The sequence below is a fragment of the Zavarzinia sp. genome (assembly GCF_049306435.1).
In the GTDB taxonomy this organism is placed as follows: domain Bacteria; phylum Pseudomonadota; class Alphaproteobacteria; order Zavarziniales; family Zavarziniaceae; genus Zavarzinia.
In genome coordinates, this window is sequence record NZ_JBAQRT010000075.1 from 1 (window position 1) to 14,042 (window position 14,042).

At 64.9% G+C, this 14,042-nt stretch carries 14 protein-coding genes and 1 tRNA gene; 7 read left to right on the forward strand and 8 right to left on the reverse strand.

Translation table 11 applies throughout. The features are described from left to right. The 5 genes from WAZ62_RS03705 to WAZ62_RS03725 all read left to right on the forward strand — a co-directional run. Positions 1–339 (forward strand): hypothetical protein (locus WAZ62_RS03705; protein WP_422642186.1); only part of this gene is annotated, 339 nt, incomplete at its 5' end. 49 nt (positions 340–388) lie between these two features. Beyond that, on the forward strand, positions 389–1,078 hold the full coding sequence (locus WAZ62_RS03710) for a carbonic anhydrase (protein WP_422642187.1): 690 nt from the start codon (positions 389–391) through the stop codon (positions 1,076–1,078). 59 nt (positions 1,079–1,137) lie between these two features. Then, positions 1,138–2,850 carry a solute carrier family 23 protein gene (locus WAZ62_RS03715; RefSeq protein ID WP_422642188.1) on the forward strand — a complete coding sequence of 571 codons (1,713 nt, stop codon included), beginning with the start codon at positions 1,138–1,140 and terminating at the stop codon, positions 2,848–2,850. 85 nt (positions 2,851–2,935) lie between these two features. Next, positions 2,936–3,009: transfer RNA gene (locus tag WAZ62_RS03720), tRNA-Gln, on the forward strand. Positions 3,010–3,188: 179 nt separating this feature from the next. Next, the gene (locus tag WAZ62_RS03725) at positions 3,189–5,267 is read left to right on the forward strand and encodes an FAD-dependent oxidoreductase (protein WP_422642189.1); all 2,079 of its coding nucleotides are present in this window, start codon (positions 3,189–3,191) and stop codon (positions 5,265–5,267) included. Between the two features lie 171 nt (positions 5,268–5,438). Here the strand turns inward: WAZ62_RS03725 and WAZ62_RS03730 are convergent, their stop codons facing one another. From WAZ62_RS03730 to WAZ62_RS03755, 6 genes are all read right to left on the reverse strand, one after another. Further along, positions 5,439–6,395: a LysR family transcriptional regulator gene (locus WAZ62_RS03730; RefSeq protein WP_422642190.1), complete on the reverse strand. Its 957-nt coding sequence runs from the start codon at positions 6,393–6,395 to the stop codon at positions 5,439–5,441. 11 nt (positions 6,396–6,406) lie between these two features. Continuing rightward, positions 6,407–7,081 carry a DUF1028 domain-containing protein gene (locus WAZ62_RS03735; RefSeq protein WP_422642191.1) on the reverse strand — a complete coding sequence of 225 codons (675 nt, stop codon included), beginning with the start codon at positions 7,079–7,081 and terminating at the stop codon, positions 6,407–6,409. Between the two features lie 70 nt (positions 7,082–7,151). After that, positions 7,152–7,565: a RidA family protein gene (locus tag WAZ62_RS03740; RefSeq protein ID WP_422642192.1), complete on the reverse strand. Its 414-nt coding sequence runs from the start codon at positions 7,563–7,565 to the stop codon at positions 7,152–7,154. 9 nt (positions 7,566–7,574) lie between these two features. Continuing rightward, positions 7,575–8,078, reverse strand: a complete 504-nt coding sequence (locus WAZ62_RS03745) for a flavin reductase family protein (RefSeq protein ID WP_422642208.1) — start codon at positions 8,076–8,078, stop codon at positions 7,575–7,577. Continuing rightward, entirely contained in the window at positions 8,078–9,607 is a 1,530-nt protein-coding gene (locus WAZ62_RS03750) for a 4-hydroxyphenylacetate 3-hydroxylase family protein (RefSeq protein WP_422642193.1), read from the reverse strand. Before WAZ62_RS03750 ends, WAZ62_RS03745 begins: the two co-directional genes overlap by 1 nt. A 109-nt stretch (positions 9,608–9,716) precedes the next feature. Next, positions 9,717–10,502 carry a phytanoyl-CoA dioxygenase family protein gene (locus WAZ62_RS03755; protein ID WP_422642194.1) on the reverse strand — a complete coding sequence of 262 codons (786 nt, stop codon included), beginning with the start codon at positions 10,500–10,502 and terminating at the stop codon, positions 9,717–9,719. Between the two features lie 333 nt (positions 10,503–10,835). On the opposite strand from WAZ62_RS03755, the gene WAZ62_RS03760 reads away from it, so the two are divergent. Both WAZ62_RS03760 and WAZ62_RS03765 read left to right on the forward strand, forming a co-directional pair. Beyond that, on the forward strand, positions 10,836–11,285 hold the full coding sequence (locus tag WAZ62_RS03760; protein WP_422642195.1) for a hypothetical protein: 450 nt from the start codon (positions 10,836–10,838) through the stop codon (positions 11,283–11,285). Between the two features lie 161 nt (positions 11,286–11,446). Beyond that, complete coding sequence (locus WAZ62_RS03765; RefSeq protein ID WP_422642196.1) at positions 11,447–11,683, forward strand: hypothetical protein; 237 nt, start codon at positions 11,447–11,449, stop codon at positions 11,681–11,683. 109 nt (positions 11,684–11,792) lie between these two features. On the opposite strand, the gene WAZ62_RS03770 is transcribed toward WAZ62_RS03765, so the two are convergent. Further along, positions 11,793–13,094, reverse strand: coding sequence for a hypothetical protein (locus WAZ62_RS03770; protein ID WP_422642197.1), 1,302 nt, complete (start codon positions 13,092–13,094; stop codon positions 11,793–11,795). A gap of 24 nt (positions 13,095–13,118) precedes the next feature. After that, a protein-coding gene (locus WAZ62_RS03775) for an IS5 family transposase (protein ID WP_422642198.1) occupies positions 13,119–13,954 on the reverse strand; the annotation gives its coding sequence in 2 pieces (ribosomal slippage) (positions 13,119–13,571 and positions 13,574–13,954; 834 coding nt in all). Positions 13,955–14,042: the final 88 nt, after the last annotated feature.

Sequence of the window (14,042 nt, forward strand, 5' to 3'; positions counted from 1 at the left end):
GTGCTCGGCCTGCCCAATGCCCTGCGGCGTTTCCGCGCCCGCCAGCGCGACTGCCGCGCCCTGGTCGCCCAAGGGCAGCTGGAGCCGGGCGACATCCGCTACGAGCGCCCGCTGGACGGTGGCGCGATCCCGCTGTTCTACCATCTCTTCACCGCGAAGGAGATCCGCGAGGACCTCGCCGAGGCGGGCTTCACGGTGGAGAGGCTGACCATCGAAAGCCTGCTGCCCGAAAGCGCCGTCACCCATTCGCGTCTGCTGGGCCTTCTGGACGACGGGGCCTCGGCGCTGCTGCCCGCCCCCCTCGGCTATGGCTTCCTGGTCACCGCCAGCGTCACCTGACAGATTTCACCCGCATCTCCACCGCCAACCCCAGGGGGACAAGTTGAGCATGGATCGACCCGCCGGCTGCACCTGCCGTGACATCAGCCATCTCACCGATGGTATTCGCGCCTTCAAGGCCCGCCACTATGGCGCCAGCCCCGGCCTGATGCGGTCGCTGGTCGAGGAGGGGCAGGCCCCCGCGACCCTGATGATTTCCTGTTCCGACAGCCGGGTCGATCCCGCCCTGCTGTCCGGCGCGGACCCGGGGGAGCTGTTCACCGTCCGCAATGTCGCCAACCTGGTGCCGCCCTATCAGCCCGGCCCGTCGTTGCACGGCACCGGCGCCGCCATCGAATATGCCGTGCGCGACCTGATGGTCGATCACATCGTCGTCATGGGCCATGCCCACTGCGGCGGCATCAAGGCCCTGATCGGCAGCGCCGAGGGCAAGCGCATGGCGCGCGACTTCATCAACGACTGGGTCGAGCTGGCGCTTGACGCCTGCCGGATCCATGTCGGCCATGCCGATGGCGCCGACAGCCGCCGCCCCGTGTCGCTGGAGTTGCTGAAGGACAATCCCTTCCTCGTGGAGCGCGCGGCCATCGCCGGCTCGATCGGCAATCTCCTGACCTATCCCTGGCTGAAGGAGCGGGTCGATGCGGGCACGCTTCAACTCCATGGCTGGTGGTTCGACCTCGATACCGGGGATCTGTGGCAAACCAGGCCCGGGGAAACCCGCCTGTTCCCGGTGCTCTAACACCGCCCCCCACCCCCTGCTCCCGCCCCCTTGTCTCTTCCTGTAAAACGAGTACCCCGATGCGCCGACCCGACACGCTGCTCTACGGGATCGAAGATATCCCGCCGGCCCGCTTCGCCTTCGGCCTTGCCCTGCAACAGGTGGCCTTCCTCGGCGCCTTGCTGGCGGTGCCCGCCTTCTTCGCGCGCAGCGCCGGGATGGATCAGGCCGCCTTCCTGAACCTCGCCGCCTGCGGCCTGATCTATTCGGCCGTCGCCCTGCTGCTTCAGGCCTGGGGGCGCTTCGGTATCGGCGCCGGCATCTTCCTGCCGGTGCAGGGCACGACCTCGGTCCTGCCCGTGCTGGCGCTCGGCCTTGCCCATTCGGGCCTTGGCGGGGGCTTCGGCATGTTCGCGGTCAGCGGCCTGTCCATGATCCTGTTCAGCTTCGTCATCAAGCGGCTGCGGGCGATCTTCACGGTCGAGGTCGCGGGCCTCGCCATGCTGCTGATCGGCGCCGGCATCGGCATCATCGGCCTCAACCTGATCTTCTCGACGCAAGGATCCGCCGGCCCCCAGCCGGAGCGGGTCGCCGTCGCCGGGGCGACGCTGGCGGTCATGGTCGCCTGCAATGTCTGGGGCCGGAGCGGGCTGAAGTTCTTCGCGACGGTGACCGGCCTTGGCTTTGGCCTTGTCCTCGCGACCGCGGGCGGTCTTCTGACCGATGTCGATATCGCCGCCTTCGAGGGCGCCGCCGTCCTCCACCTGCCGGTCTTGCAGCAGTTCGGCTGGCATTTCGAGATGGAAGCCCTGGTGCCCGCCATCATCACCGGCTTTTCCCTGTCGCTGACCTCGATGGGGGTGCAGACCGTCGCCCAGCGCTTCAACGATGCCGATTTCAAGCGGCCGGATCTCGATTCCGTCGGCCGGGGCGTCCGCGCCGAGGGCATCGCCCAGATCTTCGCCTCGCTGATCAACGCCATGCCCATGGCGGCCAGCGGCGGCGCCGCCAGCCTGGCCCTCGCCTCGGGCTGCACCAGCCGCCATCTCGCGATCTGGACCGCCGGGCTGCTGTTCCTGATCGCCCTCTGTCCCAAGGTGATCGTCGCCTGGATGATCGTGCCGCCCGAGGTCCTGGGGGCGTTGTTCCTCTTCCTTTCATCCTTCGCGACGATCGGCGGCATCCAGATGATCGGCTCGCGGATGCTGGACAACCGGCGGTCGCTGGCGATCGGCATCGCGCTTCTGGTCGGCATCAGCTATGGCGACATCCATGATCAGCTGGAGCGCATGTTCCCCGGCGCCCATTACGTCGCCTTCTCGCAATTCGCCCTGGCCCTGACCACGGCCGTCGCGCTTCAGGCCCTGTTCCGCTTCGGCATCCGCCGCAAGACCCGGCAGAGCTTCGCCGTGGCCGACACCCATTTCGAGGACATGATCGCCTTCGTCGAGGCGCAGGGAAAGCTCTGGGGCGCCCGCCACGAGGCGGTGAAGCGGGCTGAACTCGCCTCGTGGCAGGCGTTCGAATTGCTGAGGGACAGCAACCTTCTCGCCCCCGGCGCCGAGGCGATCGAACTCGAGACCCAGCAGGACGAATATAATCTCACCATCTTCATCCGCTATCGCGGCACCCTGCCGGTGCTGGCCACCCATCCGCCCAGCCACGACGAAATGCTCGACGATGGCGACGCGCCGCAGCGCATGGCGGGTTATCTCATCAACCGCCTGGCCGACAACGCGCGGACCCGGATGGCCGGATCCCAGGCCGAACTGAAACTGGATTTCCGCGACTGAGGCCCCGGCGCCTTTTGCGGCGCCAGACGATTGACAGCCGCGATTCGGGAGACTATAACCCCGGCCTCGTCGCGATTGATCCCGCTGGGGGATAGTTTAGCGGTAGAACCCCGGACTCTGACTCCGGTAGCTCTGGTTCGAATCCAGGTCCCCCAGCCAATCAACCTTCCGGTCGCGCCCCTCCCCCGATATTGCCGCTGCACCTCGCCAGCTTCGGTCCTCGCACCCCGGCATGGAGCAATTCGTATTTTACAAGGCATGGCCTTGGCGATTGCGAATTTGGTCCCGGGCGCGATCACGCTAGTCTCGATCCATCGCCCCCGGAGGATCCCGTCACCGTGTCTCGCGACCCCGCCTATGACATTCTGTTCGAGCCCGTGAAGATCGGTCCGGTGACGGCGCGCAACCGCTTCTATCAGGTGCCCCATTGCAACGGCATGGGCTATCGCGATCCCAGCGCGCTGGCGGGCATGCGGGGGGTCAAGGCCGAGGGCGGCTGGGCCGTCGTCTGCACCGAACAGGTCGAGCTGCATTACTCGTCCGAAATCACGCCCTTCATCGAATTGCGCCTGTGGGACGACCGGGATATTCCGGCCCTGGCCGGCATGGCCGACCGGATCCACGAGCACGGCAGCCTCGCCGGGATCGAGCTGGCCTATAACGGCATGAACGGGCCGAACCTCTATTCCCGCGAAGTGCCGATGGGGCCGGCCCCCCTGCCGGTCGCGACCTTCACCTATGATCCGGTGCAGGCGCGGCGCATGGACAAGACCGATATCGCCAATGTCCGGCGCTGGCACCGGGATGCCGTGCTGCGGGCCAGGCGCGCGGGCTTCGACCTCATCTATGTCTATGCCGCCCATGCCCTCGGCTTTCTTCATCATTTCCTGTCGCGCCGCTATAACGACCGGACCGACGAATATGGCGGCAGCCTGGAGAACCGCATCCGCCTGCTGCGGGAAGTGGTGCAGGACACCAAGGACGCGGTGGGCGACACTTGCGCGGTTCCCGTGCGGATCTCGGTCGACGAGCTGATCGGCGAGGGCGGCCTCTACAAGGAAGAGGTCGAGGACATGATCGGCCTGATGGCCGACCTGCCGGACCTGTGGGACGTGACCATCGCCGGCTGGGAGAACGACAGCCAGACCTCGCGCTTCGCCGAGGAAGGTTTTTCCGAGCCCTTCATCAACGGCATCAAGCGCCTGACCAGCAAGCCGGTGGTCGGCGTCGGCCGCTATACGTCGGTCGACCGGATGGCCAGCCTCGTTCGCAAGGGCGTGCTGGACCTGATCGGCGCCGCCCGGCCCTCGATCGCCGATCCCTTCCTGCCGAAGAAGCTGGAAGAAGGGCGGATCGAGGACATCCGCGAATGTATCGGCTGCAACATCTGCGTCTCCGGCGATTTCACCCAGTCGCCCATCCGCTGCACCCAGAACCCGACCATGGGCGAGGAATGGCGGAAGGGCTGGCACCCGGAGCGTATCGTGGCCAAAACCAGCGACAAGCCGGTCCTGATCGTCGGCGCCGGTCCCGCGGGGCTGGAGGCGGCCCGGGCGCTTGGCCGGCGCGGCTATCCGGTGATGCTGGCCGAGGCCAGGCGCGAGCTGGGCGGCCGGGTGGCGCTGGAATCCCGCCTGCCCGGCCTCGCCGCCTGGATCCGGGTGAAGGATTACCGGGAACAGCAGCTTCATCAATTGCCCAATGTCGAGCTGTTCCTCGACAGTCCGCTGACGGCGGATGACATCATGGGTTTCGGCATTCCCCGCGTGGTGCTGGCGACCGGCGCCACCTGGCGTCGGGACGGGGTGGGTCACCTCCACACCAGGGCGATTCCGATCGAGGGCGGCGCCGAGGTCCTGTCGGCCAGCGACATCATGGCCGGCCGGCTGCCGGCGGGGGGCCGCGTCCTCGTCTGGGACGACGATCATTACTACATGGGCGGCGTGATCGCCGAACTGCTGGCCGGCAAGGGCTATCGGGTGACTTACGCGACGCCGGCCTCCGAAGCCTCGACCTGGACCCGCAACACGATGGAGCAATTCTTCATCCAGAAGCGGATGCTGGAAAAGGGCATCGCGATCCGCAGCTTTCTGGCGCTGAACGCGGTCCGCCCGGGCGAAGCCGCCATGGCCTGCATGTTCACCGGCCGGGAGGAGCGGCTGGAGGCCGATGCGACCGTCCTCGTGACCTCCCGCCTGCCGAATGACGAATTGCTGACGGCGCTGAACGCCCGCGCCGCCGACTGGGCCGATTCCGGGCTGGAATCCGTCACCGCCATCGGCGATGCCCTGGCGCCCGCGACCATCGCCCATGCGACCTATGCCGGGCATCGTTTCGCGCGGGAGCTGGACGAAGCCCCCCATGACGGCGACAGCCTGCCGTTCCGGCGCGAGGTCACCGAATTGCTGAAGGCCTGAGAGCCTGTTTGGAAATCCGGCGGCTGAGAGCCGGCGAGAGATTTTCGTGTCCCGCGAGGAGGCGGTCGCCGCCGATATCGTGTGATATCGGCAAGATTGCCGACGCCGCGGGGCGCGGAAAGATCCGCCGGATCGACCCGTCCGGGGTTGCCAAACAGGCTCTGAAGCAGCTCAGGTCGCGTCTTCCCGGACCCGGGCATCCAGCAGGGGCGGGATCATGCCGGGGATATAGCCTTCGGAAATGAAGGTCCGGCAGTGGGTCTCGAAGGCCTGGAGCAGGCGGGACTTGCGGATGCCGTCCAGCGTCGCGATGCCGATCTTCATCGGCCGGTGGCCGCCGGCCAGCCGGAGCCTGACCAGCCGCCGCCCGTCGAGCGCGAGGTCGGAACGCGGCCGGACATTGACCAGCGTGTAGCCGTAACCATTGGCGACCATGGTGCGTATCACGTCCGGATAGGCGGAACGCGCGGCGATCCGGGGTTGCAGCCCGTCGCGCTCGAACATGGCGAGGAAATACTCGCGGCTGAGCGGCAGGTCGAGCAGGATCAGCGGCTCGCTTTCCAGCTCCTTCAGGCTGACCGTGGTCCGCGTCGCCAGCGGATGAACCTCGCTGACGAGGACATGGGCCGGCAGGTCCACCAGGGGCTCCATCACGATATCCTTCGGCACCTGAAGGTCGTAGAGCAGCGCGATGTCGATCTTGGCCCGGCGCAGGCCTTCCACCAGTTCCTCCTGATGGCCTTCCTGCTGGCGCAATACCGCGCGCGGGAAGGAGGCCATGAAGGAATGGCACAGTTCCGGGATGATCATCGGCGCAAGGGTCAACATGCAGCCGACCGCCAGCTCGCCCCGGATCTCGGTCGTCGTCTCGGAGGCGACGGTATAGAGGTTGTGGGCCTGATCGAGCAGGCTTTTCGCCTCGCGCAGCAGGCGGTGCCCGGCCGGGGTGAGCGACAGGCCCTGGGCGTGATGGCGGATGAAGAGCTGGACGCCCAGTTCGGTTTCGAGATGGGAAATCGCCGCCGAAATCGAAGGCTGAGAGATATTGATGCGCTCCGACGCCAGGGTCACGCCGCCGGTTTCCCCGGCGGCGACGAAATACTCCAGATGGCGAAGGGTGAAGCGCATCGGTCTCGTCGTCAGAGGTCGCCGGGCACACCATAGCTGGGCGCATCTCGCGGGTCGAGGGCGCGGGTGACATAGGCATGGATCTGCGGCGCATAGACCACCCAGGCCGCCTCGAGGAGATCGATCGGCCCGTCCTCGGCCCAGTCGATGCGCAGGTCGACGATCGGCCAGCTCGCGGTATCGACCACCTTGACGCCCGCCGAATGGATCGGCCCGGCTTCGCCGCCCAGGGCCATGGCCGCCTTCATCGCCGCCAGCAGACGTTCGGCCAGATGGCCCGTTGCCATCTCGAAGGCGGCGACCATGGCGGCGGGGACCTGATCGCTCGCCAGCATGTTGCCGGCGGCGACACAGTCGCGCCCTTCCGCCGTGTTGAACACGCCAAGCGCCCGCGCGCCGGAGAAACAGGCGGTGCGCCCCGCGCCGTCGATCAGGGCCAGCTGGCGATAGTCGATGAAGGGCGCGGTTTCCATGATGACCGCCAGCGCCTGCGGCGCGTCGACCCCCAGCGCCATCAGGTCGAGGCCCCTCTCGCCCAGGGTCGGATCGGTGATGTTCTGGGTCGCCACCACGCCGACCCCGGCCCGCGCCCAGGCGCAGCGGGAGGCGACGGCGGGCGAGGACGAGGCGATGGCGATACCGAACATGCCGGTCTCGGCACAGCGGGCGGCGATCGAGAAGGTCATGGGCTCGTGCTTCCTTTTGGCGTCTGTGCCTCTGTCGTCCCGAGGCCCCGGCCTGCGCCGGGGCGACGAATTACTCCGGGATGACCGCGGTCACGTCGATCTCGACCAGCCATTCCGGCCGGGCCAGGGCGGAAATGACGACTCCGGTCGAGACCGGGAAGACGCCCTTCAGCCATTTGCCGACGACGCGGTAAACCGTCTCGCGATAGCGCGGATCGACCAGATAGATCACGATCTTGCAGATATGGCCAAGTTCGGAACCGGCTTCGTCCAGCAGCATCCTGATGTTGGCCATGGCCTGTTCGGCCTGGGCCTCGACATCGCCGATGCCGACATTTTCCGAAGTGTCGAGGTTCTGGCCGATCTGGCCGCGCACGAAGACCATGGTGCCCTTGGCGACGACGACCTGGCACAGGTCATTGTCCAGCTTCTGCTCGGGGTAGGTTTTCGCCGTGTTGAAGGTGCGGATGCGCTTGTGGAACATGGTTCTCGCTCAAAGGCTCAGGGGCGCGGGCGCGCCATAATGACGGTTCACATGGATCAGCGGCAATTCGGTCGCGCCATTGCGGACCGCGACCACATCGCCGAAAAAGACCTTATGCGTGCCCATCTCGACCACCTGCTTCAGCCGGCAGTCGAAGACGGTCAGGGCATGGTCGAGGGCGGGCGCCCCGGTTTCCATCACGCCCCAGTCGAAGGGGGCGAACTTGTCGCCGTCCAAAGTCTTGATCCGGCCGGCGAATGTGTCGGAGACATGGGACTGCCCGGCCCCCAGCACATTGACGCAGAAGATGCCATTGGCCGCGATCGCCGCCGCCGCCGCGCTTTTTTCGTGCACGCAGACGAGAAGGCACGGCCCCGGCGCATCGGCCGAGACCGAGGCCATGGCCGAGACGGTAACCCCGGCCCGGCCGGCCGCGCCATCGGTCGTCACCACCGAGACGGTGCAGGCGGCCCGGCTCATGCCTTCCAGGAACTGGTCGCGCCGCGTCTCCATCACTCGGCGGCCTTCTTGCCGACGGCGGCGGGATCGGTGTTGAACCACTGGCTGACCGCGGAATCCCCCGGGGTGCGCGTGGTCTTGCCCAACACCTTTTCCGACAGTCCGGCGGACTTGCGGACGAGGTCAAGGGGGCCGTCCCAGTCGAAGTTGCGATAGACCGCGGCGAGATGGGCGAAGGGCGGGCTCTGGGCGAAGAGCTGGAAGGTCAGGCGATGGCCCGCATAGTCGGAATTCAGCAGGTCGCGCGCGAAGGCGAGCAGCTTCCGCCGGTCATCCGCCACCCAGTCCTCGTTCACCGTGTAGTATTTCTCCAGCCAGGGGCCGGACTCGGGATCGCGGAAGGCCGCCGCATCGGGGGTGATGCAGATCTGGCCGCCGCACAGCTCGCGGGCGATATGGATCATCTCGTGAAGCTGCGAGCAGGCCAGCACGCGCCCGGTATAGAGCAGCGACTGGTTCGGCATCAGGAGCCCGCCGGGGCTGCGTTCAGCCAGCGCGATGGCGGCGGTCAGATGGGCATTGATGCCCTCGCGGTAGACGGCGAGCTGGGCCAGTTTCTCCTGAACCGCCTGCTGCTTGTCGAGCCCGGTCTGGCGGGCGTTGAACAGGGCGGCGCCGATCATCATGTCGGCCAGTTTCAGGTTGCGCTGGACGAAGGCGAAGGCGGAATAGCGGTGCAGGGTCGCGCGGATGAACATGGCCGCCTTGGTGTGGCGGTAGAACAGCACGTTTTCCCAGGGGATGAACACATTGTCGAAGATGACGAGGGTATCGACCTCGTCGAAGCGGTTCGACAGCGGGTAATCCTCTAGGGGCGCGCGGCCGGCGAAACCCGTGCGGCAGATGTATTTCAGCCCGGGGGAGCCCAGATCGCAGACAAAGCCGACGGCATAGTCGGAATAGGCCGAATTGCCCCAGTTGGCGATGGTCGGCTTGGTGAAGGCCTGATTGGCATAGGCCGCCGCCGTCTCGAACTTGGCGCCGCGCACGACGATGCCGGCATCGGTCTCCTTGACGACATGCAGCAGCATGTCCGGGTCCTGCTCCTGCGGCGGCTTGGAGCGGTCGCCCTTCGGGTCGGTATTGGCCGAGACGTGGAACGGGTCGTGATGCACGACCTTGTGGATATGGTTGCGGATATTGGCCGAGAACTGGGGATCGACTTCGTTCAGGACATCCTGACCGTCGAACAGCGACCACATCTCGCCCACGGTCTCGTCGCCGACGCGGGTGACGACACCGCCGACATCCTCCAGCACCGTGTCGGTGGCGCGGCGCTTGTCCCACCAGTCGCTCTGCACGATTGGCAGCTTGTTGCCGATGGCACTGACCTCGTCGCCTTGCGCGTAGGTCATGATATGCGCGGTGGCTTCCTCGTGCTGCAGGTCATAGATGCGGGCGCGAATATCGACCAGCGGCTTGAACATCGGATGCGTGGTGACATCCTTCACCCGCTCGCCGTTGATATGGACTTCGCGGCCGTCGCGGATCGAGTCCCTGTAGTCTGCGCCGGTACGGATCATCTCGTCGTCCTTCGTTTCCGACAGTGTTCAGGCCATTACCCTGCGCCTGACCGTCGAGTATTGAAATTATGGCTTTCGAAGCATTGGCTTCGGGAAAGCGGAAGCTCTGTCAGGCGATGACCGGGAATTCGTCGAGCGGCATCTCGTCGCCCGCCTTCAGGCGGCCAGCAAGATGCGGATAGGGCGGTGAAGTCTCGCCATGGCGGTCGGCATAGACCGTGCCTTCACCGAACCAGCGGCTGGAAAAGGCCCGCCGACGACCGGCGGACATATTGCCCGGCGCGCCGTGAACGGTGGTGAAGTTGAAGGCGATGCAGTCGCCCAGGGCCAGATCCCAGCCCAGAATCCGGTAATCCTCGCGGTGACCCGAAATGTCGGGCATTTCGACCAGCCGATCCGACTTGTGATCGTAGTCGACGCCGTTGAAGCGGCGCGGCCGGAACAGCTTGCCCCATTTGTGGCTGCCGGCGACGAGTTCGAGACAGACATCCCGGGGCACCGGATCGAGTGGCAGCCAGAGCGAGACCGTTTTCGGCCCCTCGACGCAGTAATAAGGCTCGTCATGATGCCAGGGCGTCGGAATATCCGCGCCCGGCTCCTTGACGAGGAGGTGTTCGTGGAAGATCCGCGCGGTCTTCGACTTCATCAGATCGCGGGCGATGGCGGCGGCCGGGCTTTCCTCGACAAAGGACTTGTACTCGGGAATGCGTGTCCAGTTGCAGTAATCACCGAAGAAACGCCCGCCGCCCTTCGTATAGTCCCGGTGCATCGGGCCGGGTTCGGCGAGATTGCGCTCGACGCCCGCGCGCAAAGGCTCGATCCAGTCCTTGAACAGGCCGCGCAGCACGACGGCGCCGTCGGTTTCGAAGTGTTCGATGACTTCCGCTGACAACATGGGATCACTGGGCTCCGGGGCTGAAATCAATGTCGCGCGGGGTCCACGCAGCAGGTCGCCGTCAGCAAACCTGCCCCGGGAGACGGAGGCATGGCCATTCGCATTTGCCGAAACACTGCCGAGGGAAAACGGAACATGCCCGGGGCGCGGCGCGGGGCATATGCTGGGCGGCGCCCGCTCGGTGGAAACCGTCAAGCAGCCCGCTGGCCGCAGCCGGTCCAGCCAGACCGAGACGGCAAGCGGCAAGCGGCAAGCGGATGGTCGCGCCGGACTGGGGTCCGGCCCCCCTTTCACCACGGCGGGGGACGCGAAACCGCCGCGTGGCAACAGCGCATGTCAAAGCGCCGCGGCATGTTTGCGTTTCAGGCCGACGGGGCATGCGCATTCGCCGAGAACAACCGCGGTGCCGCCACGGCCATCGTCGGGCAGACGCAGGGTCACGCGATAGACCCTTCCCCCGCTGCCGCGCACCATCGCGACGAACGACCTCCCGTCGGCATCACCCAGAATGTCAGCGACGCGGCCTTCGCCCGCATAGGTCGCGCGGCGCGCTCAGGTCGTCCCATCGAAGAACGACCTGGCCACCGATACCGTGAAACCGTTCATGCCAACCTTGCCGGTGGACCCGTGCCCTGGAGATCAGAAATCCTCCGGCACGGGGACGTCAAGGTCCTCCGCCCTCCGGCGGGAAAACCTCTCGGCTCATTCCCACTCTATTATTACATCGCCAAAAATTCCTATTGTTTCAATGAATTACAATTTCATCATCGTTCGATATCATGAAGAATACTATGACTGTAACCCGTCGCTATCGACTGCGGCACTTGGTGCTTACGCTTTTGAAACTCTCAGATTTACTTACGAAATTTAATGAAATCGCTGGTTCACCGAGCTAAATGGATCGTGAGATCATGAGCGTCGCCCATTGAATCGAGAATCTGAACATGAGCGCCGATTTCGCTACCGTTCCCGCCGCAGAACTACCCGAGCTACTGGACGTGATTATCTGGGATATGAGCGGACATCACCCTGTTGAAGCGTGGCGGGCCGAACTGCTGGCCCGACCGGACGCCGAAAGCGAGGACGTGCAGCGCGCCATCGCTGTGATCGACGAATACCTCGCGCCCGAGGGCTCGCCGGAAGCCCTCGTCGCCCAAGCGCGGGCATGGCCTGACATCTGACCGCATAAAACGGGGCAAACCGTAATCCAGCAATGTAGGAGAGCCTTTTTCAGCCTATGACGCGCGGAAACCGAATGACAGCCTCGGCGACCGTGCCCTGTGAGAACCACTAAAGTTCGGCCTCACGCTTCTGGATTGTCCGTTCGTGCATCAGATCGAAGATGCAACCCTGCTGAACATGCCAGATACCCTCGTCCGTTGGCATCGCGATGTCACCGATAGCCGTATGACGGAAAGCCAAGATTAAAAACTCGCCGCCAACATTTCTTTCCAGACTCCGACCGTTCAATTGAACGTGCGCTTCCGCCCGTGCGACTGTTGTCTGGGACACCGAAAGGATTTTGAATTCAACAAGTTGTATATGCTCCGCGTCTGCGCGCATACGCCCCGCAAAATGTCCATGACTTTGCTGTGTTATGTTAACAGCCCGCTTCGCCATGAGGCCGAAGTTCCTATTCCGCCAGCCAGTTAGGAACTCCCTGAACGCGAAAGCAGGCTCGTCTTCAGCCAAATCCCCGGCGAATGGCTCCTCCCAACGACGAGGAACGAACGCCTCGATTGAAGCCTTATCAGCCCTATTCTTTTGCAACGATGCGGATATGTCCCGCCAGTTCGTGGATCTCCGTGCCTCATCCTTGGTCCGTCGCGTTTCCTCCTCCCGCTTGTCCGCTGCCCAGTCGACCAGCGCAATCATTAACATCCACGCTTTCCCGCAGACCGCGCGGTTCGCGTAGCCCAGCGAGCGGCCGTGGAGGATGCCGTTCCGGAGGGGCAGCGACAGTGCATCGTCGCTCGACCTGCGCACTCTCTTAGTAATCCGCGTGATAGCCGCAGGAAGCGCAGTGGGATGGGCCACCATCGAGTCGAATAAACTCAGGTCCGCATTCTTCTCGAACGGCGAGGTTCCCAACACATCGGACGCGAAGCCATCGCAAGAAATCAGGACTAGCGGTACGGCGGACCAGTAGCGGCCTTCTTCGGTGAGTGCGAGTGCCTCCCGCAGTTGATGCCACCTGCCGTTGACATCGCCGAACGACTTGCTCCGCGTAATGGCGAAGAGATTAATGGTCGCCGGGTCTAGCACCCAATCAGCGATGACTTCCTCCCCCGCATCCGTATCGCCCTCTTTATGCTTCTCCAAGGCAGCACGCATCGCATCCACCGACATGGATGACGTCGCAATCCAGCCGCGTTCTGCAAATACTGCGTTGAAACTGTCAGGGAGATTGAGGATGTCGGATTGGGTGAGAAGCTGATCCGCACCCTCCATGATTTGCCGCGCCTTATTTCCACCAAGGCCCGTTCTGACGGCTAGCTTCGCTAGCCACCGCACTGCTCGCACGGCGGGTAGTGCAGTCGAAAGCTCCTGTACGGATGGCAGGTCGGAGATTCGGTTGTCCTTCTTCGCCATCTCAGAACCTGACTCAAAAGCCTACTATCGCGCGAGCCTTCTGATGGCGAGTTGGATCGAGGCGAGGGTGACGAAAGCGCGAAGGGTGTCGGCGAGGTTTTCCCAGTCCTTGGCGAGGCGTCGGTTGCGGCCGAACCAGGAGAAGGTCCGCTCTACCACCCAGCGCCTGGGCAGCACGACAAAGCCCTTCATGTCATCGTTGCGCTTGACGATCTCGATGCGCAGACCCGGCGATTTCGCCACGGCGGCGTCAACCTGGCGGGCATTGTAGCCGCCATCGGCCCAGACCAGCTGGAGCCAGGGAAAGCGCGCCTTGATCCGCTCCAGAACGAGCGCGGCGCCGTCCCGGTCCTGGATGCCGGCCGAGTGGACGACGACGCGCATGGGCAGGCCCAGCGTGTCGACCAGGGCGTGGATCTTGCGCCCCTTCACCTTCTTGCCGGCGTCGTAACCCACTGCGTTGTCTTGACCGCCCCCTTTTCCGCCGCCTTGAGCGACTGGCTGTCCAGCACCGCCGCCGTCGGGCTCGCCTCGTGGCCGAGGCGCTCGCGCAAGGCCATGTGCAACTCGGCCCAGATCGCGTCCCAGACGCCTTCGCGCTGGAACTTGCGGAAGATGTTGTAGACCGTCGAACGCGGCGGGAAGTCCTTCCGCGGCAGGTAGCGCCAGGGACAACTGGTCCGCAGCAGATAGAAGATGGCGTTCATCGCCGCGCGCATGTCGGTCTTGCGGGGTCGGCCGCCTGGTTTCGCCGCCGGGATCAGGGGCGACAGGCGATCCCATTCCGCGTCCGTCAAATCGCTTGGAAACTGGCCGCCCTCGCGCCGATAGGCCGCCCGATGCTCATCCGTCCACGCCACAAATCACCTCCGTCAAGCCGACGGATTCGGTGAATCACACAACCCTGCCGGGCGCAATAGGCTTTTGGGTCAGGCTCTCAGTCGCCGC

Bases quoted from the DNA above. Each gene is read 5' to 3' on its own strand.
- WAZ62_RS03710 (WP_422642187.1), top strand. From the start codon at position 389: ATGGATCGACCCGCCGGCTGCACCTGCCGTGACATCAGCCATCTCACC.
- WAZ62_RS03715 (WP_422642188.1), top strand. From the start codon at position 1,138: ATGCGCCGACCCGACACGCTGCTCTACGGGATCGAAGATATCCCGCCG.
- WAZ62_RS03730 (WP_422642190.1), bottom strand. From the start codon at position 6,395: ATGCGCTTCACCCTTCGCCATCTGGAGTATTTCGTCGCCGCCGGGGAA.
- WAZ62_RS03735 (WP_422642191.1), bottom strand. From the start codon at position 7,081: ATGACCTTCTCGATCGCCGCCCGCTGTGCCGAGACCGGCATGTTCGGT.
- WAZ62_RS03740 (WP_422642192.1), bottom strand. From the start codon at position 7,565: ATGTTCCACAAGCGCATCCGCACCTTCAACACGGCGAAAACCTACCCC.
- WAZ62_RS03745 (WP_422642208.1), bottom strand. From the start codon at position 8,078: ATGGAGACGCGGCGCGACCAGTTCCTGGAAGGCATGAGCCGGGCCGCC.
- WAZ62_RS03750 (WP_422642193.1), bottom strand. From the start codon at position 9,607: ATGATCCGTACCGGCGCAGACTACAGGGACTCGATCCGCGACGGCCGC.
- WAZ62_RS03755 (WP_422642194.1), bottom strand. From the start codon at position 10,502: ATGTTGTCAGCGGAAGTCATCGAACACTTCGAAACCGACGGCGCCGTC.
- WAZ62_RS03760 (WP_422642195.1), top strand. From the start codon at position 10,836: ATGTCAAAGCGCCGCGGCATGTTTGCGTTTCAGGCCGACGGGGCATGC.
- WAZ62_RS03765 (WP_422642196.1), top strand. From the start codon at position 11,447: ATGAGCGCCGATTTCGCTACCGTTCCCGCCGCAGAACTACCCGAGCTA.
- WAZ62_RS03770 (WP_422642197.1), bottom strand. From the start codon at position 13,094: ATGGCGAAGAAGGACAACCGAATCTCCGACCTGCCATCCGTACAGGAG.